24 protein-coding genes are annotated in these 19979 nt (G+C 72.9%); 10 read left to right on the forward strand and 14 right to left on the reverse strand.

Features of this window, described 5'->3' with window-relative positions; genetic code table 11:
• On the reverse strand, nt 1-446 hold a 446-nt coding region (locus BU197_RS26290; RefSeq protein ID WP_188270789.1), incomplete at its 3' end, for a BTAD domain-containing putative transcriptional regulator.
• A gap of 267 nt (nt 447-713) precedes the next feature.
• Here BU197_RS26290 and BU197_RS26295 point away from each other — a divergent pair.
• Nucleotides 714-1508 carry a site-2 protease family protein gene (locus BU197_RS26295; RefSeq protein ID WP_188270790.1) on the forward strand — a complete coding sequence of 265 codons (795 nt, stop codon included), beginning with the start codon at nt 714-716 and terminating at the stop codon, nt 1506-1508.
• Between the two features lie 78 nt (nt 1509-1586).
• Here the strand turns inward: BU197_RS26295 and BU197_RS26300 are convergent, their stop codons facing one another.
• Together BU197_RS26300 and npdG are read right to left on the reverse strand one after the other, a co-directional pair.
• The gene (locus BU197_RS26300; RefSeq protein ID WP_188270791.1) at nt 1587-1784 is read right to left on the reverse strand and encodes a hypothetical protein; all 198 of its coding nucleotides are present in this window, start codon (nt 1782-1784) and stop codon (nt 1587-1589) included.
• A gap of 89 nt (nt 1785-1873) precedes the next feature.
• Nucleotides 1874-2656 carry an NADPH-dependent F420 reductase gene (gene npdG, locus BU197_RS26305; protein WP_188270792.1) on the reverse strand — a complete coding sequence of 261 codons (783 nt, stop codon included), beginning with the start codon at nt 2654-2656 and terminating at the stop codon, nt 1874-1876.
• A 161-nt stretch (nt 2657-2817) separates the two neighbouring features.
• On the opposite strand from npdG, the gene BU197_RS26310 reads away from it, so the two are divergent.
• The 4 genes from BU197_RS26310 (at nt 2818) to BU197_RS26325 (ending at nt 7551) form a co-directional block, all read left to right on the forward strand.
• On the forward strand, nt 2818-3420 hold the full coding sequence (locus BU197_RS26310; RefSeq protein ID WP_188270793.1) for a hypothetical protein: 603 nt from the start codon (nt 2818-2820) through the stop codon (nt 3418-3420).
• Between the two features lie 249 nt (nt 3421-3669).
• Nucleotides 3670-4959 (forward strand): MFS transporter, encoded by a 1290-nt coding sequence (locus tag BU197_RS26315; protein ID WP_188270794.1) that lies wholly within the window; start codon nt 3670-3672, stop codon nt 4957-4959.
• A gap of 85 nt (nt 4960-5044) precedes the next feature.
• Nucleotides 5045-6418 carry a glutamate decarboxylase gene (locus BU197_RS26320; RefSeq protein WP_188270795.1) on the forward strand — a complete coding sequence of 458 codons (1374 nt, stop codon included), beginning with the start codon at nt 5045-5047 and terminating at the stop codon, nt 6416-6418.
• 128 nt (nt 6419-6546) lie between these two features.
• Nucleotides 6547-7551 carry an FUSC family protein gene (locus BU197_RS26325; protein WP_188270796.1) on the forward strand — a complete coding sequence of 335 codons (1005 nt, stop codon included), beginning with the start codon at nt 6547-6549 and terminating at the stop codon, nt 7549-7551.
• Nucleotides 7552-7566: 15 nt separating this feature from the next.
• On the opposite strand, the gene BU197_RS26330 is transcribed toward BU197_RS26325, so the two are convergent.
• Genes BU197_RS26330 through BU197_RS26370 form a run of 9 tightly spaced genes read right to left on the reverse strand, consistent with a single transcriptional unit; the run spans nt 7567 to nt 15882 of the window.
• Nucleotides 7567-8916 carry an ammonium transporter gene (locus BU197_RS26330; RefSeq protein WP_188270797.1) on the reverse strand — a complete coding sequence of 450 codons (1350 nt, stop codon included), beginning with the start codon at nt 8914-8916 and terminating at the stop codon, nt 7567-7569.
• A gap of 26 nt (nt 8917-8942) precedes the next feature.
• Nucleotides 8943-9902: an urease accessory protein UreD gene (locus tag BU197_RS26335; RefSeq protein ID WP_188270798.1), complete on the reverse strand. Its 960-nt coding sequence runs from the start codon at nt 9900-9902 to the stop codon at nt 8943-8945.
• A gap of 1 nt (nt 9903) precedes the next feature.
• A complete protein-coding gene (ureG, locus tag BU197_RS26340; RefSeq protein WP_188270799.1) occupies nt 9904-10524 on the reverse strand; it encodes an urease accessory protein UreG in 621 nt (206 codons plus the stop codon).
• Nucleotides 10525-10544: 20 nt separating this feature from the next.
• Complete coding sequence (locus BU197_RS26345) at nt 10545-11369, reverse strand: urease accessory protein UreF (RefSeq protein WP_188270800.1); 825 nt, start codon at nt 11367-11369, stop codon at nt 10545-10547.
• A gap of 5 nt (nt 11370-11374) precedes the next feature.
• Nucleotides 11375-13099, reverse strand: coding sequence for an urease subunit alpha (gene ureC / locus BU197_RS26350; protein ID WP_188270801.1), 1725 nt, complete (start codon nt 13097-13099; stop codon nt 11375-11377).
• Entirely contained in the window at nt 13099-13635 is a 537-nt protein-coding gene (locus BU197_RS26355; protein ID WP_188270802.1) for an urease subunit beta, read from the reverse strand. Before BU197_RS26355 ends, ureC begins: the two co-directional genes overlap by 1 nt.
• A complete protein-coding gene (locus BU197_RS26360; RefSeq protein ID WP_188270803.1) occupies nt 13632-14588 on the reverse strand; it encodes a cobalamin biosynthesis protein CbiX in 957 nt (318 codons plus the stop codon). Before BU197_RS26360 ends, BU197_RS26355 begins: the two co-directional genes overlap by 4 nt.
• A gap of 3 nt (nt 14589-14591) precedes the next feature.
• Entirely contained in the window at nt 14592-14897 is a 306-nt protein-coding gene (locus tag BU197_RS26365; RefSeq protein WP_188270804.1) for an urease subunit gamma, read from the reverse strand.
• A gap of 37 nt (nt 14898-14934) precedes the next feature.
• Entirely contained in the window at nt 14935-15882 is a 948-nt protein-coding gene (locus BU197_RS26370) for an urea transporter (protein ID WP_317452145.1), read from the reverse strand.
• 214 nt (nt 15883-16096) lie between these two features.
• On the opposite strand from BU197_RS26370, the gene BU197_RS26375 reads away from it, so the two are divergent.
• Entirely contained in the window at nt 16097-16585 is a 489-nt protein-coding gene (locus BU197_RS26375; protein WP_188270806.1) for a fluoride efflux transporter FluC, read from the forward strand.
• Nucleotides 16582-16959: a fluoride efflux transporter FluC gene (locus BU197_RS26380; protein WP_188270807.1), complete on the forward strand. Its 378-nt coding sequence runs from the start codon at nt 16582-16584 to the stop codon at nt 16957-16959. The genes BU197_RS26375 and BU197_RS26380 overlap by 4 nt, the downstream gene beginning before the upstream one ends.
• 63 nt (nt 16960-17022) lie before the next feature.
• Here the strand turns inward: BU197_RS26380 and BU197_RS26385 are convergent, their stop codons facing one another.
• Nucleotides 17023-17256: a hypothetical protein gene (locus BU197_RS26385; protein ID WP_188270808.1), complete on the reverse strand. Its 234-nt coding sequence runs from the start codon at nt 17254-17256 to the stop codon at nt 17023-17025.
• A gap of 61 nt (nt 17257-17317) precedes the next feature.
• Between BU197_RS26385 and map the strand changes: the two genes are divergently transcribed.
• Nucleotides 17318-18175 carry a type I methionyl aminopeptidase gene (map, locus tag BU197_RS26390; protein WP_188270809.1) on the forward strand — a complete coding sequence of 286 codons (858 nt, stop codon included), beginning with the start codon at nt 17318-17320 and terminating at the stop codon, nt 18173-18175.
• 115 nt (nt 18176-18290) lie between these two features.
• Nucleotides 18291-18941: a heme oxygenase (biliverdin-producing) gene (locus tag BU197_RS26395; RefSeq protein WP_188270810.1), complete on the forward strand. Its 651-nt coding sequence runs from the start codon at nt 18291-18293 to the stop codon at nt 18939-18941.
• A gap of 50 nt (nt 18942-18991) precedes the next feature.
• On the opposite strand, the gene BU197_RS26400 is transcribed toward BU197_RS26395, so the two are convergent.
• On the reverse strand, nt 18992-19672 hold the full coding sequence (locus tag BU197_RS26400) for a PhzF family phenazine biosynthesis protein (RefSeq protein ID WP_188270811.1): 681 nt from the start codon (nt 19670-19672) through the stop codon (nt 18992-18994).
• Nucleotides 19673-19900: 228 nt separating this feature from the next.
• Here BU197_RS26400 and BU197_RS30815 point away from each other — a divergent pair.
• Nucleotides 19901-19979: chaplin family protein (locus BU197_RS30815; protein ID WP_411158537.1), on the forward strand; the 79-nt coding region annotated here is incomplete at its 3' end.

Raw genomic sequence — 19979 nt, forward strand, 5'->3', positions numbered from 1 at the left:
CAGCGGGCGGCCTCCGCGTCCCGGTCCGGCAGGTCGGCGAGGGCGGGGCCGTGCCACAGGCCGAGGGCTTCGTCGAGGAGGGCGGCGGCCCTGGCGGGGTCCCCGGCGCCGGAGGCGGCGAGTCCCTCGGCGGCGAGGCGCTCGAAGCGTCGGGCGTCGACGTCCTCGGGGCGCGCGTCGAGCCGGTAGCCGCCGTCGGCGGAGACGATCCGGTCCCGGCCGAGGGCCTTGCGGAGCCGTCCGACGAGGGCCTGGAGCGCGGCGACGGCGTCGGCGGGCGGCTCGTCCCCGTGCCAGACCTCCTCGACGAGCGCGGAGACGGGCACGGTCCTGCCCGCCCGCAGCGCGAGGACGGTGAGCAGCGCACGCACCCGGGGGCCCCCGACGGGCACGTCGGTGCCGTCGGGTGCGTGGGCGAGGGTCGGGCCGAGGACGGAGTAGCGCACGGACCCATTCTCCGTGAGCGGACGTCCTGCCGTGGAACTCACCCCGTGGCCCGGTACGTTTCCCGCACACCGGCACCGTACGATCCCGTCCCCGGCCTCGATCCCGCCCCACCCCCGGACCTCCGAACCCGCCCCCGAAACCCCGAACCCGGCCCCGAAACCCGAAACCCGGAACCCGGCCCTGTCCCGACCCACACCCCTTCCCCTTCCCTTTCCCCGTCCCCTTCCCCCCTTACCTCCGCCCCGACCTCCCTGGGAGCTTCCGCGATGACCACGGCCACCACCCGGCACCACGAGCGGCGGATCAGCCCCGTCTTCCTGGCGATCGTCGCCGTCATGGGCGTCACGGGGTGGGCGGTGTGGACGGACTTCGCCGCCCTGCCCGGTCTGGCGGTCTTCCTCTTCGTGACCTCGGCGTGGGTGGTGTCGCTCTGTCTGCACGAGTACGCGCACGCCCGTACGGCCCTGCACAGCGGGGACATCACGGTGGGCGCGAAGGGGTATCTGACCCTGAACCCGCTGGCGTACACCCACGCGGTGCTCAGCATCGTCCTGCCCGTGCTCTTCGTGATCATGGGCGGGATCGGTCTGCCGGGCGGCGCGGTCTACATCGAGCGGGGCCGGGTCAGGGGCCGCTGGAAGCACAGCCTGATCTCGGCGGCGGGCCCGCTGACGAACGTGCTGTTCGCGGTGGTCTGCACGGCCCCGTTCTGGCTGGGGGCGCTGGACGGGGTGCCGACCGCCTTCGTGTACGCGCTGGCGTTCCTGGCGTTCCTCCAGGTGACGGCGGCGCTCCTGAACTTCCTGCCGGTGCCGGGGCTCGACGGTTACGGGGTGGTCGAGCCCTGGTTGTCGTACCGGGTGAAGCGGCAGGTCGAGCCGTTCGCGCCGTACGGCTTCTTCGTGGTGATCGCGCTGCTGTTCGTCCCGGCGGTCAACACGGCCTTCTTCGACGGGGTCGACGCGCTGCTGCGGGTGCTGGGCGTGCCGGAGATCACCCGGTTCTGCGGCTCGCGGCTGTTCCGGTTCTGGGAGGATGCGCCGGAGTTCTGCCGGGTCTAGACCGTGTCTTTCGGATCATGCCGGACTCGCGGAGTCCGGCGGATCCGGCCGGACCCGGTCGGGCCTGGTCAGGCCCGGTCAGACCTGGGCGGCGGCCTCGGCGGCGGCGGCCTTCTCGACCTTGGCGCGGCGGAGGTAGTACCAGGCCATGTTGGAGGAGAGGCCGGCGATCAGGATCCAGACGACGCCGAGGAAGCTGCCCTCGACGAAGGAGACGACGGCCGCGATGACGGCGAGGGCGCAGACCACGAGGGCGTAGAGAGCGAGGCGGGGCATGGGTCGGCTCCTGTCCGGGAACGGCTGTCGGTGCCCGTCCAGTGTCCCCCATGCCCTCCGCCCCGCCGGGACCGGCTCTCGGCCGGTGCTCAGATGTCGGTGACCCTGAGCCCCGCGTGGGCCTTGTAGCGGCGGTTCACCGAGATCAGGTTGGCGACGAGCGACTCGACCTGGTGGGCGTTGCGGAGGCGGCCCGCGAAGACCCCGCGCATGCCGGGGATGCGGCCCGCGAGGGCCTGCACGGTCTCGACGTCGGCGCGCTCCTCGCCGAGGACCATGACGTCGGTGTCGATCTCCGCGAGGGAGGTGTCCTGGAGGAGGACGGCCGACAGGTGGTGGAAGGCGGCGGTGACCCGGGAGCCGGGGAGCAGCGCGGCGGCCTGCTCGGCGGCGGAGCCCTCCTCGGGCTTGAGGGCGTAGGCGCCCTTCTTGTCGAAGCCGAGCGGGTTGACGCAGTCGACGACGAGCTTGCCGGTCAGTTCCTCGCGCAGCGACTCCAGCGTCTTGGCGTGGGCGTCCCAGGGGACGGCGACGATCACGATGTCGCTGCGGCGGGCGCACTCGGCGTTGTCGGCGCCCTCGACGCCGTGGCCGATCCCGTCGGCGGCCTCGCGGGCGCGGTCGGCGGCGCGGGAGCCGATGACGACCCGCTGACCGGCCTTGGCGAACCGGTAGGCGAGGCCCCGGCCCTGGTCGCCGGTGCCGCCGAGGACGCCGACGACGAGCCCGGAGACGTCGGGGAGGTCCCAGGGGTCCTTGGCGGCCGCCTTGACGGGGGCGGCGGGAGCGGCCGGGTCGGCGGGGGTGGTGCCGGTGGAGTCGCTGGTGCCCGTGGGGTCGCTGGAGTCGCTGGAGTCGCTGGAGGAAGTCATGGCGCCGACACTACCGACCGGCCGGGGCGGGGGAAGGCCCGTAGGGGTGGAACCCGTACGGGCCTTCCCGTAGGTACCCCGGGCCGGTACGAATCCCCGTACGGGTGGATCCCTGACGACCGTCCCCGCACATGCCCCCGGCCCGTGCAGAATGCGGGCCCATGGATGCCGTACGGGTCGCGTTGCTGCGGGAAGTGCTCGCCGGGACGGAGTGGCCGGGGGCCGCCCGCCGGTTCGCGGGGGCGCTCCGGTCCTCGGTGGTCCCGCGCCGGGGCGGGCTGCTGCTCGTCGGCACGGAGGCGTACGAGCCCTGGCACCTGGCGGCGCATCTGGTCGACGAGGCCGCCTGGTCGGGGCTGCCGGAGCTGGCGCCGACGCTGGTGCGGCACCGGGTGCGGCCGGACGCCCCGGCGCATCTGGCGGTGGGCCTCGGGCGGCTGGAAGCGGCGGGGCGCGGGGCGACGCTGCTGGTGGTGGCGCCGGAGCGGCCGGACGAGGGGCTGCTCCAGCGCGTGTACGACGCCCGGCGGGCGGGGGCGACGGTGCTGTCGCTCGACGGCGGCGACACGGAGGTGCGGGGCCTCGCGCACGAGGCGCTGACGGTGGCGGAGGGGGCGGGGGTGGACCTGGACATGGTGCAGCACCTGGTGAGCGCGGCGGCCGGGGAGAACAGCCTGCCGTCCCCCCGCGCGGACCGCCGTTTCCGCGACCGCCTCTCGTCCCTCACGGACCGCCTGACGTCACCACCACCGACCCGCTGGTAGACGCCGGGCCCCCACCCGAGCCGGGCCTGCCTCATGCGCCGGGCCACGTAAGCGAGGCGGGCGGGGGCCGGGCCCCGGTAGGCCAAGGGGCCGGGCACGCCCAAGAGCCCCTGCCCGGCCCCGCACCGCCCCGCACCGCACCGCACCACCCCCCACCCCCGCCCCGGCCCCACCCCCGCCCCGGCCCCGGCCCCGGCCCCGGTCAAATTCGCTTGCCCCGTTTCCCCGGCCCCCGGAGCATGGCCCCTCGTGTCCTTCTCGCGTTCCAAGCTCGCCGGCCTGTTGCCGGACCTCGCCCCCTGGCGTGCCTCGGCGGATTTCCGGCTCCTCTGGGTGCAGGGGCTCGTCACGTACTTCGCCAGTGCCATGGCGATGATCGCCCTGCCCTTGCAGATCAAGGAGCTGACGGGCTCGCCGCTCGCGGTGGGGGCGATGGGTGCGGTGGAGCTGGTGCCGCTCGTGGTGTTCGGGCTCTACGGCGGGGCCCTCGCGGACGCGGTGGACCGGCGGAAGGTGATCCTGGCGACCGAGGCGGGCCTGGGGCTCCTCGCGCTCGTCCTCCTGGTGAACGCGCTGCTGCCGGAGCCGCCGCTGTGGCCGCTGTACGTGGTCGCGGCGGGCGTCTCGGCGCTCGCGGGGCTCCAGCGGCCGGCCCTCGACTCGCTGCTCGCCCGGATCGTGGCGCACGAGCACCAGACGGCCGCCGCCGCGCTGAACTCGCTGCGCTGGCAGATGGGCTCGATCGCGGGCCCGGCACTCGCGGGTCTGGTCGTGGCGTACGCCGGTCACGCGCCCGCGTACGCGGTGACGATGGGCGCTTTCGCGGTCTCGGTGCTCCTGTGCACCCGGCTCTCCCCCGCCCCGCCCGCGCACGACGCGGAGAAGCCCTCGCTGCGGGGCATCGCGGAGGGCGCGCGGTACGCCTGGTCGCGCCCGGTGCTCCTGGGGACGTACGCGATCGACCTGGCGGCGATGTTCTTCGCCTTCCCGAACACGATCTTCCCGTTCCTCGCGGACGAGCTGGACGCCGACTGGTCCCTTGGCCTGATGTACGCGGCGGGTTCGGTGGGCTCCCTGGTCCTCGGGCTGACCAGCGGCTGGACGTCGAGGGTGCGGCGGCACGGGCTGCTCGTGGTGGGCGGCGCCGCCGGGTGGGGGCTCGCGATCGCGGCGGCGGGCTGGTTCGGGAACGTGTGGGCGGTGCTGCTCTGTCTGGCGTTCGCGGGCGCCGGGGACATGCTGAGCGGGCTCGGCCGGGCGACGATCTGGAACCAGACGATCCCGGAGGAGCTGCGCGGCCGGCTCGCGGGCATCGAGGTGCTCTCGTACAGCGTGGGCCCGCAGCTCGGACAGGTCAGGGCGGGGGTGATGGCGGGCTGGACCGGCACCCGGACGGCGGTCTGGACCGGCGGTGTCGCCTGTGTGGCCTCGGTGGGCCTGCTCTGTCTGGCGCTGCCGCGCCTTCTGACGTACGACTCCGAGACCGACGAGGACGCGCTGCGCCGCAGGGCCCAGCGGGAGGCGGCGGGGACCGCCTGAGGGTCCGAATGGCCCAGATCCACACGGCGGACCACCGCGACGAAAGGAACGATGGGGACACAACACCCCGACAGGAAGGCGTGTCATGTCCGACGACGGCGTCGTGGCGGTGAACCCCCTGTTCGCCCGTCCGGGAGAGGTCGCGGTGGCGGACAAGTTCCGTATCCCCACCGAGTCCATGCTCCCCGAGACGGCCTACCAGATCGTCCACGACGAGATCATGCTCGACGGCAACGCGCGGCTGAACCTGGCGACGTTCGTCGGCACCTGGATGGACTCGTACGCGACGAAGCTCTACACCGAAGCCTTCGACAAGAACATGATCGACAAGGACGAGTACCCGCTGACGGCCGCGATCGAGGACCGCTGCTGGAAGATGCTGGCCGACCTGTGGCACGCGCCGAACCCCACCGGCACCATCGGCACCTCCACCATCGGCTCCTCCGAAGCCTGCATGCTCGCCGGTCTGGCGCTCAAACGCCGCTGGCAGCAGGCCCGCAAGGCGGCGGGCAAGAGCACCGAACGGCCGAACCTCGTGATGTCCTCCGCCGTCCAGGTGGTGTGGGAGAAGTTCTGCAACTACTGGGAGGTCGAGGCCCGGTACGTGCCCATCACCGAGGAGCACAAGTGCCTCGACGGGCACGATCTGGGCTCCTACGTCGACGAGAACACCATCGGCGTGGTGGCCATCCTCGGCGTGACGTACACCGGCATGTACGAGCCGGTGGACAAGATCGCCGCCGCGCTCGACGCCCTCCAGCGCGAGACCGGTCTCGACGTCCCCGTCCATGTCGACGGCGCCTCCGGCGCGATGATCGCCCCGTTCCTCCAGCCCGACCTGCTCTGGGACTTCCGTCTGGAGCGCGTCCACTCCATCAACACCTCCGGCCACAAGTACGGGCTCGTCTACCCCGGTCTGGGCTGGGTGGTGTGGCGCACCGTCGACCTGCTCCCCGAGGAGCTGATCTTCCAGGTCAGCTATCTGGGCGGGAACATGCCGACCTTCGCGCTCAACTTCTCGCGCCCCGGCGCCCAGGTGCTGCTCCAGTACTACCAGTTCCTGCGGCAGGGCCGGATCGGCTACCGGTCCGTGCAGAAGACCAGTCAGGACGTGGCCCGGTTCCTCGCCAGGGGCGTCGACGGCCTCGACGCCTTCGAGCTGTGGAACGACGGCTCGGACATCCCCGTCTTCGCCTGGCGGCAGAAAGCCGGCCACACCAAGAACTGGACGCTGCACGACCTCTCGGACCGGCTGCGCATGAAGGGCTGGCAGGTCCCCGCCTACAAACTGCCGGACGACCTGGACGACGTGACCGTGCAGCGCGTGGTCGTGCGCAACGGACTCAGCATGGACCTCGCCCGCGCCCTCCTCGACGACATCCGCAGCGCCGTGGCGTTCCTCGACCGGCTGCCCGGCCCGATGCCCTCCGAGGAGCAGACCCCGGGGTTCCACCACTGACGGCGCCCCCCGCCCGCCCCGGGCGCCGGGGCGGGTGGCCCCGTCGCGTCCGGGCGGTCCTGTGGCACCCCGCCGGACGGGCCGACCCGGCGGCGGGCGCGGCGCTCGGCTGCGCCCTCGCCCTGCCGATGCTGGGCGCGGTGGCGGCGGGACGGCCGGAGATCGGGGCCTCGCTCGCGCTCTCGGTCGTCCTGGTGGCGATGCCGCCGCTGCGCAGCCGCGTCCTCGCGGAGCGCGCGCGGACGCTGCTGACCCGCACCGCCTGTCTGACCGGCGCCGGAATCTACGTCTGGCTGATCGGCGGACACGCCTGGCTCCTGGTCGCCGGTGTCACCGCGACGGCCGCCGCGGGGGCACTGCTCCCCCGGGTGGGCACCACCGCCCCGCTGGCCGTTCTCCTGGTCGGCATCACCGGCAGCGGCGCCGCCCCGGCCGTACCCGGTCTCGAACAGCTCGCGGGCGGACTGTGGGCCTCGGCCCTGCTGCTCCCGAGGTGGGGGCGCCACCGTCTCGGCGCCTCGATGCCTGCGGGAAGCGGCCGTCACCGTTCCGGCGCCTCGATGCCCTCCCCCGTGACGTCCGCGCCGGCCGCACCGGCCACGTCGAGCACGTCGACCGCGCCCGCCGCCCCCGCCTCCGCCCCCGGGGGATGGCGGCACGCCGCTCGGCTGACCGTGCTCACCGGGGCGGTCTCCAGCCTCCTGACGCTCGGCGGGCTGCTCGGCGGCGAGATGCACTGGCTGGTCACCTCGGTGCTCCAGACCACCCGGCCCACCGCCCGCGCCACCCGGCTCAAGGGCGCGCGGCGCGTCCTCGGCAACACCCTCGGCGGGGTGGCCGCCGCCGTCCTTCTGCTGCTGCGCCCCGGCCCGGTGACCGTGGCCGTCGTGATCGGACTCGTGGGGGCCGCCGGGTACGCGTGGGCGCCCGTCGACTCCCTCTCCTGGTCGCTCGCGTCCCCGCTCCTGATGCTGCCGCTGGCCGACTTCGCCCGGCACGTGCCGTGGTACGCGGCGGGCATCCGGGCCGGGCTGAGCGTCCTGGGCGCCGTCCTCGCGCTGCTCGCCGCCCGCCTGCTGTGGCCCGTACCCGAGCCGCCCGTACCCGAGCCACCCGCGCCCGGCCGTCGCTGACCGTCCGCCAGGCCGTCACTTGTCGGCCTGGCGGGCCCGGATCAGGCGGGAGATCTGCCGGACGAGTTCGTCGTCGGTGCGGGTGGCCGTCTCGCCGACGAGGGCGCCGAGGCGGTCGGCGGTGAGGGTGTCGTAGGCGGTCTCGGCCTCCGCGCCGGGCACGGTGGCGTACTCGGTGGCGGCGCGGAAGCCGACGGTGGCGTCGACGAGCTTGGCGAGCAGCCAGGTGAGCAGGAAGGAGAAGGCCGCCATGGCGAGGATCGCGACCACCTGCTTGCCGAGCAGCCCCCAGCCGCCGCCGTAGAACAGGCCCTTGTGGCCGGAGATCCGGGCGGTGGCGAAGAGGCCGACCATGAAGAGGCCGATGACGCCGCCGACGCCGTGGACGCCGACGACGTCGAGGGTGTCGTCCACCCCGAAGCGGTACTTGAGGGTGACGGCGAAGGCGCAGACGAGACCGGCGACCAGGCCGGTGATCACGGCGCCGAGGGGGTTGATCTCGCCGCAGGCGGGGGTGATGGCGACCATCCCGGCGACCCCGGCCGAGACCACGCCGGTCGTGGTGACCTTCCCCGTCCGCCACTTCTCGACCAGCGGCCAGGTGACCATCGCGGCGGCGCCGCCGAGCTGTGTGTTGAGGAAGGCCGCGGCGGCGGTGCCCTGGTCGCTGAGGGCGGAGCCGGAGTTGAAGCCGAACCAGCCGAACCAGAGCAGCCCCACGCCGATGACCACCAGCGGGATGTTGTTGGGGCGCTCCTCCCTGCGGGCCCAGCCCCGGGGCCCGCGCAGGGCGAGGGCGACGGCGAGCCCGGCGGCGCCCGAGTTCAGCTCGACGGGCAGCCCGCCCGCGAAGTCGAGCGCGCCGAGCTTGCCCTGGATCCACCCGTCCGCCGAGAACACCCAGTGCGCGGCGGGCGCGTAGACGACGAGCAGCCAGAGCGGTACGAAGACCAGCCAGCCCTTCATCCGGGCGCGGTCGGCGACGGAACCGCTGATGAGGGCGACGGTGACGACGGCGAAGCCCATTTGGAAGGTGGCGTAGATGTAGGTGGGGATGGCGCCGCTGAGCGTGTTGATCTCGATGCCCCGCAGGAAGGCGTGGTCCAGGGTGCCGATGATCCCCGCCCCGCCCGCGTCGGGCCCGAAGGCCAGGGTGTAGCCGAGGGCCCACCAGACGAGGCTGCCGAAGGCGAGGGCCGCGAAGCTCATCTTGATCATCATCAGGACGTGCTTGACGCGGACCATGCCGCCGTAGAAGAACGCCAGGCCCGGCGTCATCAGCAGGACCATGGCGGTGGAGGCCAGCAGCCAGGCCGTGTCGCCGGCGTTGTAGGCCGGGGGCATCGGCGGGGGCGCGGAGAGCATGGGCACTTCCTCGGGGTGGCGGGCTGTCAGGTCTTGCGCAGGTCGGGCGCGGGGCTGCCGGTGAGGAGCAGCCGTACGGCCCGCCAGGCGGCGGCGACGGCGGCCGCGGTGCGCACCGGGCTGTCCTCGACCAGGCGCAGCCAGGCGCCGCACTCCTCGGGCAGGACGGAGACGCCGTAGGTGAGGTCCCGGCCGTCGAGGGCGCGGTGCAGGGTGTCGGCGATCTCCCGGGCGGGCCGCAGGTCGCTGACGACGAAGAGGGTGGCGAGGTGGTCGTGTCCGGCGAAGACGGCGGGTCCCGTGACCCCCCGGCGGTCGGCGCCGGGCAGCAGCCGCTGGGTGTCGAGGGCGAGCAGGGTGCCGTCGGGGCGGGTGATCTCCAGGTCGGAGGCGAGGACCCGGTAGTCGTGGCGCTCGCCTCGGGCGAGGCGTCCGGCGGTGAGGGTCTCGCCGACGACGGCGGTGGCGCCGGGGGCGACGGTGACCCGGGTGCGCTGGTAGAAGCGGGATTCGCGGAAGGCGATCAGCGGGTCCGGCAGGTACTCCAGATAGGCGCCGGGTGCGACGCCGAGGTGGACGAGCTGGCTGGCGTAGTCCCATTCCATCCGGAAGATCTTGGTGGCCGCCTGGGTGGTGAGGTGGACGTGGGCGCCGGGTCCGCAGTGCGCGTCGATCCGGTAGCGGTCGGCCTGGACGACGCCGCCGCCGGTGGCCATCAGATAGACGTAGGCGGTGTCGGGGCGCAGCGGGTCGATCCACAGCGGGCGCATGATCTGGAGCGGGGTCTTCTGGTAGCGGCGTACGAGTTCGGTGCGCCCGCCCCGGACGGCGAAGGCCAGATCGAGGACGCCGACCTTGGCGGGGGCGCCGGGGGCGAGGGTGTCGGGGCGCGCGGCCAGGACGGCCACCTCGGGAGGGAGGCGGCCTGCCGTGTAGTGGGCGGCGGCGAGCCGGTCGACGGCCGGCCGGGGCGGGGCCGAGGTCACCTCAGATCAGCGCCTTGCGGCGGCTGTTGAGGAAGGAGGCGAGTTCCTCGATGCCGGTTCCTGCGAGGGAGTCGGTGAGGATGACGGGCCGTCCCTCGCGGACCTTGTGCGCGTCGGACTCCATCACGCCGATGTCGGTGCGTACGTACCGCGCGATGTCGATCTTGTTGATGACCAGCAGGTCGGATTCGGTGATGCCGGGGCCGCGTTTGCGGGGCATCTTCTCGCCCTCTGCGGTGTCGAGGACGAAGACGAAGACATCGGCGAGGGCGGGGCTGAACGTCAGCGTCAGGTTGTCGCCGCCGGACTCGTAGAGCAGGGTGTCGACCTCGGGGAAGCGCTCCAGGAGTTCGGCTCCGGCGGCGAGGTTCATCGTCGGGTCGTCGCGGACCGCCGTGTGCGGGCAGGCGCCGGTCTCCACGCCGACGACCAGTTCGGGGTCGAGGATCCCGGCGAGGGTGCGGCGGACGTGCTGGGCGTCCTCCTGGGTGTAGATGTCGTTGGTGATGACGGCGGGGCGGTGGCCCCGGGCGATCAGCACCGGCACGAGCGCCTCGATCAGCGCGGTCTTGCCGGAGCCGACCGGTCCGCCGATGCCGATGCGCAGGACGTTGTCGTCCACTGTGTTCCTTCCCTTGGGGGTCAGCTGGCGAAGAGCCGGGCGTCGGCGCGCTCGTGACGGCCCGACATGATGTCGGAGGTGAAGGCGGTGGAGCCCAGATCGTCCGGGCCCCGGGTGAGGGCGGCGCGGACGGTCTCCGCGATGACGGGTGCCGCGCCGCGCAGCAGGACCTGCGCCTTGCGGTGGTCGGTGAGCCGCAGCCGTAGCGCGGCTCCGGCGAAGCTCGCGGCGAACGCGAACAGGTCGGCGGCGACGGCGTGGGCGGCGGGCACTCCGGCCGTCGCGTAGACGAGCCCGGCGGCCACCGCCTGGGTGCCGGGGGCCCGGCGGTCCGCCACCCGGGCCAGATAGGCGGCGACCAGCGGGTGTCCGAACACCTCGGCGGCGAGGTCGAGCAGCTGGCGTCCGGTGCGGGTGGCCGCCTGCCGGGTCTCGCGGCTCAGCTTGCCCGCGTACAGGCGCCGGTCGACCCCGGCGGCCGTCTCCAGGTCCCCGTCGAGGGCCGCCCGGTGGGCGAGGGCGAGGGCGGTGGCGTCGCCGGGTCCGACCGCGTGCCGCAGCAGGTCCGCGAGCAGCTCCGGCAGGGTGTCCGGGGTGACGGCGCGGGCCTGGGCGTACCCCTCCAGGCTGTGCGAGAGGGTGTAGAAGCCGCTGGGGAACGCGGAGTCGGCGAGCTGGAGGCTGGTGAGCAGGGCGGGCAGCCCTCCGAGCGGGTGCTGCTCGGAGGACCGGCCCGTGAGGTCCGGGACACCGGACGGGGGCGGGGGCGGGGTGTCCTCGTGGCCGGGCGGGGGCTCGGCGGAGGGGCCCGTGGTGTCCAGGGTGCCGTCCGGGCTGAGGTACATCTCCGCTACACCAGGAAGTACAGCTGGTTGAGCGGCAGCGTCTCGGCCGGTTCGATGGTGGCCACCTCGCCGTCCAGGGTGACCCTGAAGGTCTCCGGGTCGACCTCGACCTTCGGCAGGGCGTTGTTGCGCACCATGTTGTGCTTGCCGATGACCCGGGTGCCGCGTACGGGAAGGATCCGGCGTTCCAGGCCGAGTTCCCCGGGGACGCCCGCCGCGATGCCCGCCTGCGACATGAAGGTGACGTGGGTGGCCTGCTGGGCCCGGCCGAACTGGCCGAACATCGGGCGGTAGAGGACCGGCTGGGGGGTGGGCAGGGAGGCGTTGGGGTCGCCCATCTGGGCCCAGGAGATGATCCCGCCCTTGATGATCATCTTGGGTTTGGCGGCGAAGCCGTGGATGGGCCACAGCACGATGTCGGCGAGCTTGCCCGGTTCGAGGGAGCCGACGTGCTCGGAGATGCCGGTCGCGATGGCCGGGTTGATGGTCACCTTCGCCAGGAAGCGCAGCACCCGCTGGTTGTCGTTGCGCGTGCTGTCGCCGTCCAGCGGTCCGCGCTTGTCCTTGCAGTGGTGCGCGGTCTGGAAGGCGCGGGTGACGGACTCCCCGACCCGGCCCATGGCCTGCGAGTCGGAGGAGAACATGCTGATCACGCCGAGGTCGTGCAGGACGGACTCGGCGGCGATGGTCTCCGCCCGCACCCGGCTGTCGGCGAAGGACACGTCCTCGGGGATGTCGTGGTTGAGGTGGTGGCAGACCATCACCATGTCGAGCAGCTCGTCCACCGAGTTCTTCGTGTACGGAAGCGTCGGGTTGGTGGAGGAGGGCAGGATGTTGGGCTCGCCGGTGACCCGGAGGATGTCGGGGGCGTGGCCGCCGCCCGCGCCCTCGGAGTGGAAGGTGTGGATGGTCCGGCCGTCGATGGCGGAGCGGGTGTCCTCGAAGAAGCCGGATTCGTTGAGGCTGTCGGTGTGGATGGCCACCTGGACGTCGTGCCGGTCGGCCACCGAGAGGGCCGCGTCGATGACGGCGGGGGTGGCGCCCCAGTCCTCGTGCACCTTGAGCGCGCAGGCTCCGGCCTCGATCTGCTCGTCCAGGGCGCCGGGCAGGCTGCCGTTGCCCTTGGCCATGACGCCGATGTTGACCGGCACCTCCTCGCACGCCTGGAGGAGCCGGGCGATGTTGTAGGGGCCGGGGGTGCAGGTGGTGCCGTTGCTGCCGTCGGAGGGGCCGGTGCCGCCGCCGATCAGGGTGGTGATGCCGTTGGTCAGGGCCTGCTGCGCCTGCTGGGGGGAGATCAGGTGGACGTGGGTGTCGATGGCCCCGGCGGTGGCGATCAGGTGTTCGCCCGAGATGGCCTCGGTGCCGGGGCCGATGACCAGGTCCGGGTGGACGTTGTTCTGCGTCTGCGGGTTGCCGGACTTGCCGATGCCCGCGATGAAGCCGTCCTTGATCCCGATGTCGCACTTGACCACGCCGATGACCGGGTCGATCACCACCACGTTGGTGATGACGGTGTCCAGGGCCCCCTGCGCGGCGGTGGCCTGGGGGTCGGCGCCCATGCCGTCCCGCATGGACTTTCCGCCGCCGTAGACGATCTCGTCGCCGTACTGGCCCTCGCTGAAGTCCTTCTCGACCTCCACGATCAGATTGGTGTCGGCGAGGTGAAAGCGGTCGCCGACGGTGGGCCCGAACATGTCGGTGTACTGCTTGCGGCTCAGGATCGGCATCAGTTCGCGCCCTTCTGGGAGTCCTTCTTCGCGCTTTTCGCGGAGCCCTTCGGGGCGCCCTTCGCCTGGTCCTTCCCGGGGCCCCCGCCCTGGCCGCCCTTCCCCTGGCCCTTCGCCTGGTCCTTTCCCTTGCCGCCGCCCTTCGGCTTCTCCGTGCCGGGCTCGGCGGCCCCTTGGAAGCCCTGCTCCAGGGCCTTGTGGAAGGCGGCGATGCGGACGGGGTGGGAGACCACGCTGCCGTTGAGCAGGCCGCTGAAGCCGACGAGACGGCCGGTGCCGGCGTACTCGCACAGCTCCACCTCGCGGGTGCCGCCCGGCTCGACCCGCACCGAGGTCCCGGAGGCGATGTTCAGATGCATGCCGAGGGTCCGGTCGCGGTCGAACCGCAGGGCCGGGTTGACCTCGAAGAAGTGGTAGTGCGAGCCGATCTGGATCGCCCGGTCGCCGGTGTTCTCGACCTCGATCCGCACGGTGCGGCGACCGGCGTTGATCTCGATCGGATCCTCGCCGTACAGGTACTTCTGGCGGAATGTCACGGGGAACTCCTTGTGCCCGCCAGGAAGGCCGGGCGAGCTTCTGGGGACGGTTCTCGGTGGGGGTACGGGGTCGGCGCGCGGCGCTCGGGGGCGGGCTGCCCCACCGGCTCGTGGCCGTGCGCGGGGGCGTGCGGGTGTCCGTGCGCGGGGGCGTGCGAGGAGCCGTGGTGCGGCCCGCCGCCGGAGTCGTGGGGGTCTTCGGGTCCGTGGTGGTGGTCCGCGCCGGGGCCGTGCGCATGGCCGAGGCCGTGTCCTTCGGCGGCGGCGAGGGCCCGTCGTACGCCGTCGTCCCCGTGCTCGCGCAGCAGGTGCAGGGCGGTGGCGACGCGGGCCCCGAGCACCGCGTCGATCGCGGCGGGGCCGAGCAGCGGCCCGGCGCCGAGCACCCGGACGCCGGGGGGCGCGGGCGGCGGTACGGGTTCCACGAGCGAGGCGGCGAGCACGGTGACCGTACGGGCCCCGAGGGCGGCGCAGCGCCGTACCCCTTCGGCGAGGCCCGGTTCGCCGCCGATCAGGGCCACCTCCACGAGGCGGTGGTGTCCGTGGCGCCGCACCAGATGGGCGACCCGGTACAGCTCGGCGTCCTCGAACGGGTCCCCCGCGGGTGCGGCGAGCAGCAGCGCGGTGTCGTCGGGGCGGGTGTGCGCCGCCGTCCGGAGCCAGCCCGTCAGATGCGTGGCCGTGCCGAACGCCTCGGCCACGGCGACGCCTCCGCGGGGCCCGGCGGGCAGGGCCCGTACCGTGCGGGCGGTCTCGGCCACCAAACCGGGCTCCCGGCCCAGGGTCATCGGGACGACGACGGCGGGCTGCCCGGCGGGCCGGGCGGACAGGGCCCGGTAGAGCGCCCGGCCGCTGGTGACCACGCGGGTGCCGGGCCCGGCGAGACCGCGCAGGGCCACCCCCTGGTCGGCCTCGTGGCCGCAGACCGCGAGGACCCGGACGCGTGCGTCCACGGGTCAGCCGCCGATGGGGTCGTGGACGGAGACCAGCTTGGTCCCGTCGACGAAGGAGGCCTCGACCTGGAGCAGGCCGAGCATCTCCCGCACCCCGGGCATGGTGACGTCCTCGCCGACGACGTGCCGGCCGAGTTCCATGCAGTCGGCGACGGACTTGCCGTCGCGGGCGGCTTCCAGGATCGCCTCGGTGATCAGGGCGACGGACTCGCTGTAGTTCAGCTTCAGCCCGCGGTCCCGGCGTTTGCGGGCCAGGTCGGCGACCACGTAGACGACGAGCTTGTCCAGCTCGCGGGGGGCGAGGTTCATCGGGAGTGCCTTCCTTGGGACGGGTGGGGGGGCGGTTTCAGGCGGCGGGGCGCAGCCGGGGCAGCAGGGGGACGGCCGCCATCAGGGCCCAGGTGGTGAGGATGAACGGCCAGGTGAAGGTGTGGCCGTGGAAGGGGGTGAAGAAAGAGGTGATCGAGGCGGTGAGGCCGGTGGAGACGGCCGCGCCGAAGAGCGCGTAGAGCGCGTTCCAGAGGGTGGGGGCGAGGAAGACCGCTCCGACGGCGATGCCGACCAGGACCGCGTTGTAGCCGTAGATGCCGTCGGCGATCAGGGCCGTGGGGGCGCCGAGGGCCCAGGCGGCGACGATTCCGGCGACGCTGCCGAGGGCGGCGGCGAGGACGACGCGGATCCCGGCGAAGGCCAGGCCGACGAGCATGATCAGGCCCACGTACCAGCTGTTCACCAGGAAGATCTGGGAGACGTTGGCGAAGAAGGCGTGCCACAGGTCGGAGAAGGCGATGCCGGTGTCGCCGGAGGTCGGGTCGGCGACGGGCGAGGGCGCGCCGTGCCAGATGCGGGCGAAGGAGGGCGCGCCGAGCACCATCACGCCGGAGACGAGGCAGAACGGCGCGGTCAGCGGGGTCAGTCCGTAGGGCGTGAGCAGGGTGGCGAGCGCGGCGGTGAGGATCGTGCACAGGACGCAGCCGACCACCGTGAGGACGTAGGTCGCCGGGTGGTGGCCGAGCGAGACGACCAGGGCGATGCCGGTCAGACAGCCCGAATAGCCCTGGAGGCCCTGGGAGATGGAGCCGCGGTCGACGTCGAGGGCGTAGGCGGTGGCCGTGGAGATCAGTGTTCCGAGGGTGGCGAAGAGGCCGATGCGCCAGCCTCCCGCCCAGAGCGCGGCGAGGATGAGGGCGCCCGTGAGCAGTTGCGGCTGGAGGTCGACCTGTCCCACTCCGCGCAGCGAGGCGACCAGATAGGCGAGCGGCTCGCGATCCAGCGCGCGCCGGGCTGCCTGCACGTCACTACATGTCACAGTATCTCCCGAATGTCCCGCAATCGGCAGATCACGTGAATTCAATGGGTAAGAGGCGATATCTACGGTATTCATCTCTACCCGTATCCCCGCGCACCCGCCCACCGTGAGGGTCGACCTCCGCCCTCTTTCGCCTGAACGGCCCTGGTGGGCGGGGGCGGAGAAGCCGACGGGCGGGGCGGCGAAAGGAGCACCCTCGATGGCCAATCCCTACTTCACCCGGCACGACCTGCCGATCCGCCCGTTCGGGCACCACCACTCCGAGCACGCGCCGGGCGGGCAGGGGCCGGTACTCGCCGCCGTGGCGGTCGGCGGCGCGCTCGGCGCGACGACCCGCTACGGCATCGAGAGCGCGTGGCCCGTCCACGGCACGCAGTTCCCCTGGCCGATCCTGCTGGTCAACGCCACCGGCTGTCTGGTGATGGGCGCCCTGATGACCTTCCTGGCGACCCGCTCCGCCCTGGTCAAGCGGCTCGCCGGGGCCCTGATCGGAACGGGCTTCCTCGGCGGCTACACGACGTTCTCGCACTACACGGACAACGTCCGCGAGCTGGTGCGCGACGGCGCGCCCGGCACCGCCGTCGGCTATCTGCTGCTGACCGTCGTCGCGGCCCTGCTCGGCGTCTGGGCCGGGGTCGCCGCCGTCCACGCGGTCCTGCCCGCCTCCCGCCCCGGGGCCGCCGCGTGACCGGGGACGTCCTGCTCGTCCTGGCCGGGGGGCTCGTGGGCGCGCCGACCCGCTATCTCACCGGGGTGGCGGTCAAGGCGCGGATCCACACGCCGTTCCCGTTCGGGACGCTCGCGGCGAACTCGGCCGCCTGTCTCCTGCTCGGTTTCCTCGCCGAGGCGGCCACCGGCGGGCATCTCGACCGGCACGCCCAGCTTCTGCTCGCCACCGGCTTCTGCGGGGCCCTCTCGACCTGGTCCACCTTCTCGTACGAGGTCCTCACCCTGGCCGACAAGGGGCGGCTGTTCCTCTCGGGCACCTACCTCGCGGTCAGCGTGCTCCTGGGCACCGGGCTCTCCTTCGCCGGGGCGGCCGTGGCCACGGCGGTCTGGTGACGCGCGGTGGCCACGGCGGTCCGCCGGACGGGCGCGGTGGCCGTGGCCGTCCGGTGGCGGGCGCTACTTCTCCGGGTCCTCCCCGGTCCGGCGCTTGTCGTGCCAGCGGGGGTCGGTCTCCCACTCCAGGTTCCGCTCGCGGGCGGTGTCCATGGCGTGGGCGGCCTCCTCACGGGTGGTGTACGGGCCGAACCGGTTCTTCGCCGGGCACTCGGGGCCCTCCTCGACCTTCTTGTGCTCCAGGCAGTAGTACCACTCGCCCGGCTTGCCCGCGGTGCGCTTCTTGAACAGGGCCATCGTCGTGGGCTCCTTCCTCCGAGACCATGCTGCCCCAGACCCGGTCGATAGACTCGCCGGCATGTCTGGCCAGTCGCTTCTCGTTCCGGGGGAGCTGTCCCCCCATCGTCCCGTTCCGGGCTCCATCCGCCGCCCCGAGTATGTCGGGAAGCCCGCCCCGACCCCGTACACCGGGCCCGAGGTGCAGGATTCCGACACCATCGAGCGGATGCGGATCGCCGGCCGCATCGCCGCGCGGGCGATGGAGGAGGCCGCCAAGCACATCGCTCCCGGCGTCACCACCGACACGCTCGACCGGGTCGCGCACGAGTACATGTGCGACCACGGCGCCTACCCCTCCACCCTCGGCTACCGGGGCTTCCCCAAGTCGCTGTGCGCCTCGGTCAACGAGGTCATCTGCCACGGGATCCCCGACTCCACCGTCCTGCGGGACGGCGACATCGTGAACCTGGACGTCACCGCGTACATCGGCGGCGTCCACGGCGACAACAACGCCACCTACTTCTGCGGGGACGTCGACGAGGAGTCGCGGCTGCTCGTGGAGCGGACCCGGGAGGCCCTCGACCGGGCGATCAAGGCGGTCCGGCCGGGCCGCAGGATCAACATCGTCGGCCGGGTCATCGAGTCGTACGCCAAGCGCTTCGGCTACGGCGTCGTCCGGGACTTCACCGGACACGGCATCAACACCTCGTTCCACTCCGGCCTGATCGTGCCGCACTACGACTCCCCCCACCACACCACCGAGATCAAGAAGGGCATGACCTTCACCATCGAGCCGATGCTGACGCTCGGCACCCACGACTACGACATGTGGGAGGACGGCTGGACCGTGGTGACCAAGGACCGCAAGCGGACCGCCCAGTTCGAGCACACGCTGGTGGTCACCGACGACGGGGCCGAAATCCTTACGTTGCCCTGACCGCCCCTCGGGGTATCCCTTTTACCGACAGGACGTCGGGAACCAGTTGACTTAGGCAAGCCTTACTTGGCAGGATCGTCACTGGTTCCCGTCCCATCGGTCCCGGAGGCACGCCTTGACCACGCCCTTTTCGACGCTCATCCGCACGGCTTCGCACGCCCAGCACACCGAAGCGGAGACGTCTTCCTTCATGGGCGACCTGCTCGGCGGGCGGCTCGGCGTCGACGCGTACGCCCGCTACACCGAGCAGCTGTGGTACGTGTACCGGGCCCTTGAGGACGGCGCCGAGGCCCTGAGCGGCGACCCGGTCGCCGGGCCGTTCATACAGCCCGAGCTGTTCCGCACGACCGCCCTCGAACAGGACCTCGCCCATCTGCGCGGCGCCGACTGGCGCTCCGGCCTCACCCCGCTGCCCGCCACCCTCGCGTACGCCGAGCGGGTCGCCGAGTGCGCCCGCGAGTGGCCCGCCGGATACGTGGCCCACCACTACACCCGCTACCTGGGCGACCTCTCCGGCGGCCAGATCATCCGCGACAAGGCCGAGCGCACCTGGGGCTTCGAGCGCAAGGGCGACGGCGTCCGCTTCTACGTGTTCGAGGGGATCTCCAACCCCGCCGCCTTCAAGCGCTCCTACCGGGAGCTGCTCGACGAGGTGAACGCCGACGACCTGGAGAAGCAGCGGATCGTCGACGAGTGCAAGCGCGCGTTCGACTTCAACAGCGCGGTCTTCCACCAGCTGGGCGGCGAGTTCCCGCTCAGCGCCTGAGCGCTCCCCGGGGCGGACTCACGGGCCCGCCCCGAGGGCGCCGCGGGCGTTCAGCGCCTGAGCGCTCCTTCCAGGCGGACCCGTCCGCCCAGTTCCACGATCCCGTCAGGGCCGGGGGCGGTCAGCAGTTGCGACCCCCGGCCCTGCGTGATGTTCAGGGCCCTGCCGAGGCGGGCGGTGAGCAGCAGCGCCGCCGCGCCGGTCGCCTCGTCCTCGTCGATGCCGTCGCCGCGCCCGGGGAAGGCCCGCGCCCTGACCCGGCCCGCCGCCTCCTCCTCCCAGGCCCAGGCGTAGATCCACTCCCCCGGCTCCGGCACCTCAAGGGCGTCGATCTCGGCGGCGGAGGCGTACTGCCGCAGGGTCCTCGGCGGCGCCCACTCGGCGCGCGCCTCGATCCAGGTGAACTCGCCGTCGCCGCGCACCCACACCTCCCCCGCGGGCGGGTGGACGACCTCCAGATCGAGCAGCCAGGCGGTGCCGACCAGCGGATGCCCGGCGAACGGCAGCCGCGCCCCGGGCGTGTAGATGTCGACGATCCCGCGCTCCGGGTCGTCCACGAACACCGTCTCGCTGTAGCCGAGCTGCTTGGCGAGCGCCTGCCGCGAGGCCTCGTCGGGGTGGCCCCTGGTGTCCCGTACGACTCCGAGGGCGTTGCCGTACCGGCCGTCGCCCGCGCAGAAGACCCGGAGGACGTCGATGTCGGTGGCGGCGTTTGCCGAGGTCGTGTTCATGGCGGAAATTGAAGCACTCATGGAGACGACGGCAGGGCCGCACCCGGAAATCGGGTGCGGCCCTGCCCTCTTTCGGGGGAAACCGGGTCAGGACTCCCGGGTACGGCGACGGGCGACGACGACCGTGGCCGCGCCCGCTGCCGCGAGGGCGCCCGCGGCGCCGACGAGGAGGCCGGTCGGGGTGGACGAGCCGGTCGCCGCGAGGGAGCCGGAGCCGCCCGCGCCGCCATCGCCGACTCGGGCGCCATGGGCGCCGCCGTCAACTCGCCCGGAGTCCTCTCCGGAAACGTCCTCCAGATTCCGCTCC

Source organism: Streptomyces sp. CBMA291 (assembly GCF_014596525.1).
Taxonomy (GTDB): Bacteria; Actinomycetota; Actinomycetes; order Streptomycetales; family Streptomycetaceae; genus Streptomyces.

Excerpts from the sequence above, each read along its gene's own strand:
- npdG (WP_188270792.1), bottom strand. The coding sequence starts at position 2,656 with ATGACTTCCTCCAGCGACTCCAGCGACTCCAGCGACCCCACGGGCACC.
- BU197_RS26330 (WP_188270797.1), bottom strand. The coding sequence starts at position 8,916 with ATGCTCTCCGCGCCCCCGCCGATGCCCCCGGCCTACAACGCCGGCGAC.
- BU197_RS26310 (WP_188270793.1), top strand. The coding sequence starts at position 2,818 with ATGGATGCCGTACGGGTCGCGTTGCTGCGGGAAGTGCTCGCCGGGACG.
- BU197_RS26400 (WP_188270811.1), bottom strand. The coding sequence starts at position 19,672 with ATGAACACGACCTCGGCAAACGCCGCCACCGACATCGACGTCCTCCGG.
- BU197_RS26300 (WP_188270791.1), bottom strand. The coding sequence starts at position 1,784 with ATGCCCCGCCTCGCTCTCTACGCCCTCGTGGTCTGCGCCCTCGCCGTC.
- BU197_RS26375 (WP_188270806.1), top strand. The coding sequence starts at position 16,097 with ATGGCCAATCCCTACTTCACCCGGCACGACCTGCCGATCCGCCCGTTC.
- BU197_RS26325 (WP_188270796.1), top strand. The coding sequence starts at position 6,547 with ATGCTGGGCGCGGTGGCGGCGGGACGGCCGGAGATCGGGGCCTCGCTC.
- BU197_RS26320 (WP_188270795.1), top strand. The coding sequence starts at position 5,045 with ATGTCCGACGACGGCGTCGTGGCGGTGAACCCCCTGTTCGCCCGTCCG.
- BU197_RS26295 (WP_188270790.1), top strand. The coding sequence starts at position 714 with ATGACCACGGCCACCACCCGGCACCACGAGCGGCGGATCAGCCCCGTC.
- ureC (WP_188270801.1), bottom strand. The coding sequence starts at position 13,099 with ATGCCGATCCTGAGCCGCAAGCAGTACACCGACATGTTCGGGCCCACC.
- BU197_RS26345 (WP_188270800.1), bottom strand. The coding sequence starts at position 11,369 with ATGTACCTCAGCCCGGACGGCACCCTGGACACCACGGGCCCCTCCGCC.
- map (WP_188270809.1), top strand. The coding sequence starts at position 17,318 with ATGTCTGGCCAGTCGCTTCTCGTTCCGGGGGAGCTGTCCCCCCATCGT.
- BU197_RS26365 (WP_188270804.1), bottom strand. The coding sequence starts at position 14,897 with ATGAACCTCGCCCCCCGCGAGCTGGACAAGCTCGTCGTCTACGTGGTC.
- BU197_RS26385 (WP_188270808.1), bottom strand. The coding sequence starts at position 17,256 with ATGGCCCTGTTCAAGAAGCGCACCGCGGGCAAGCCGGGCGAGTGGTAC.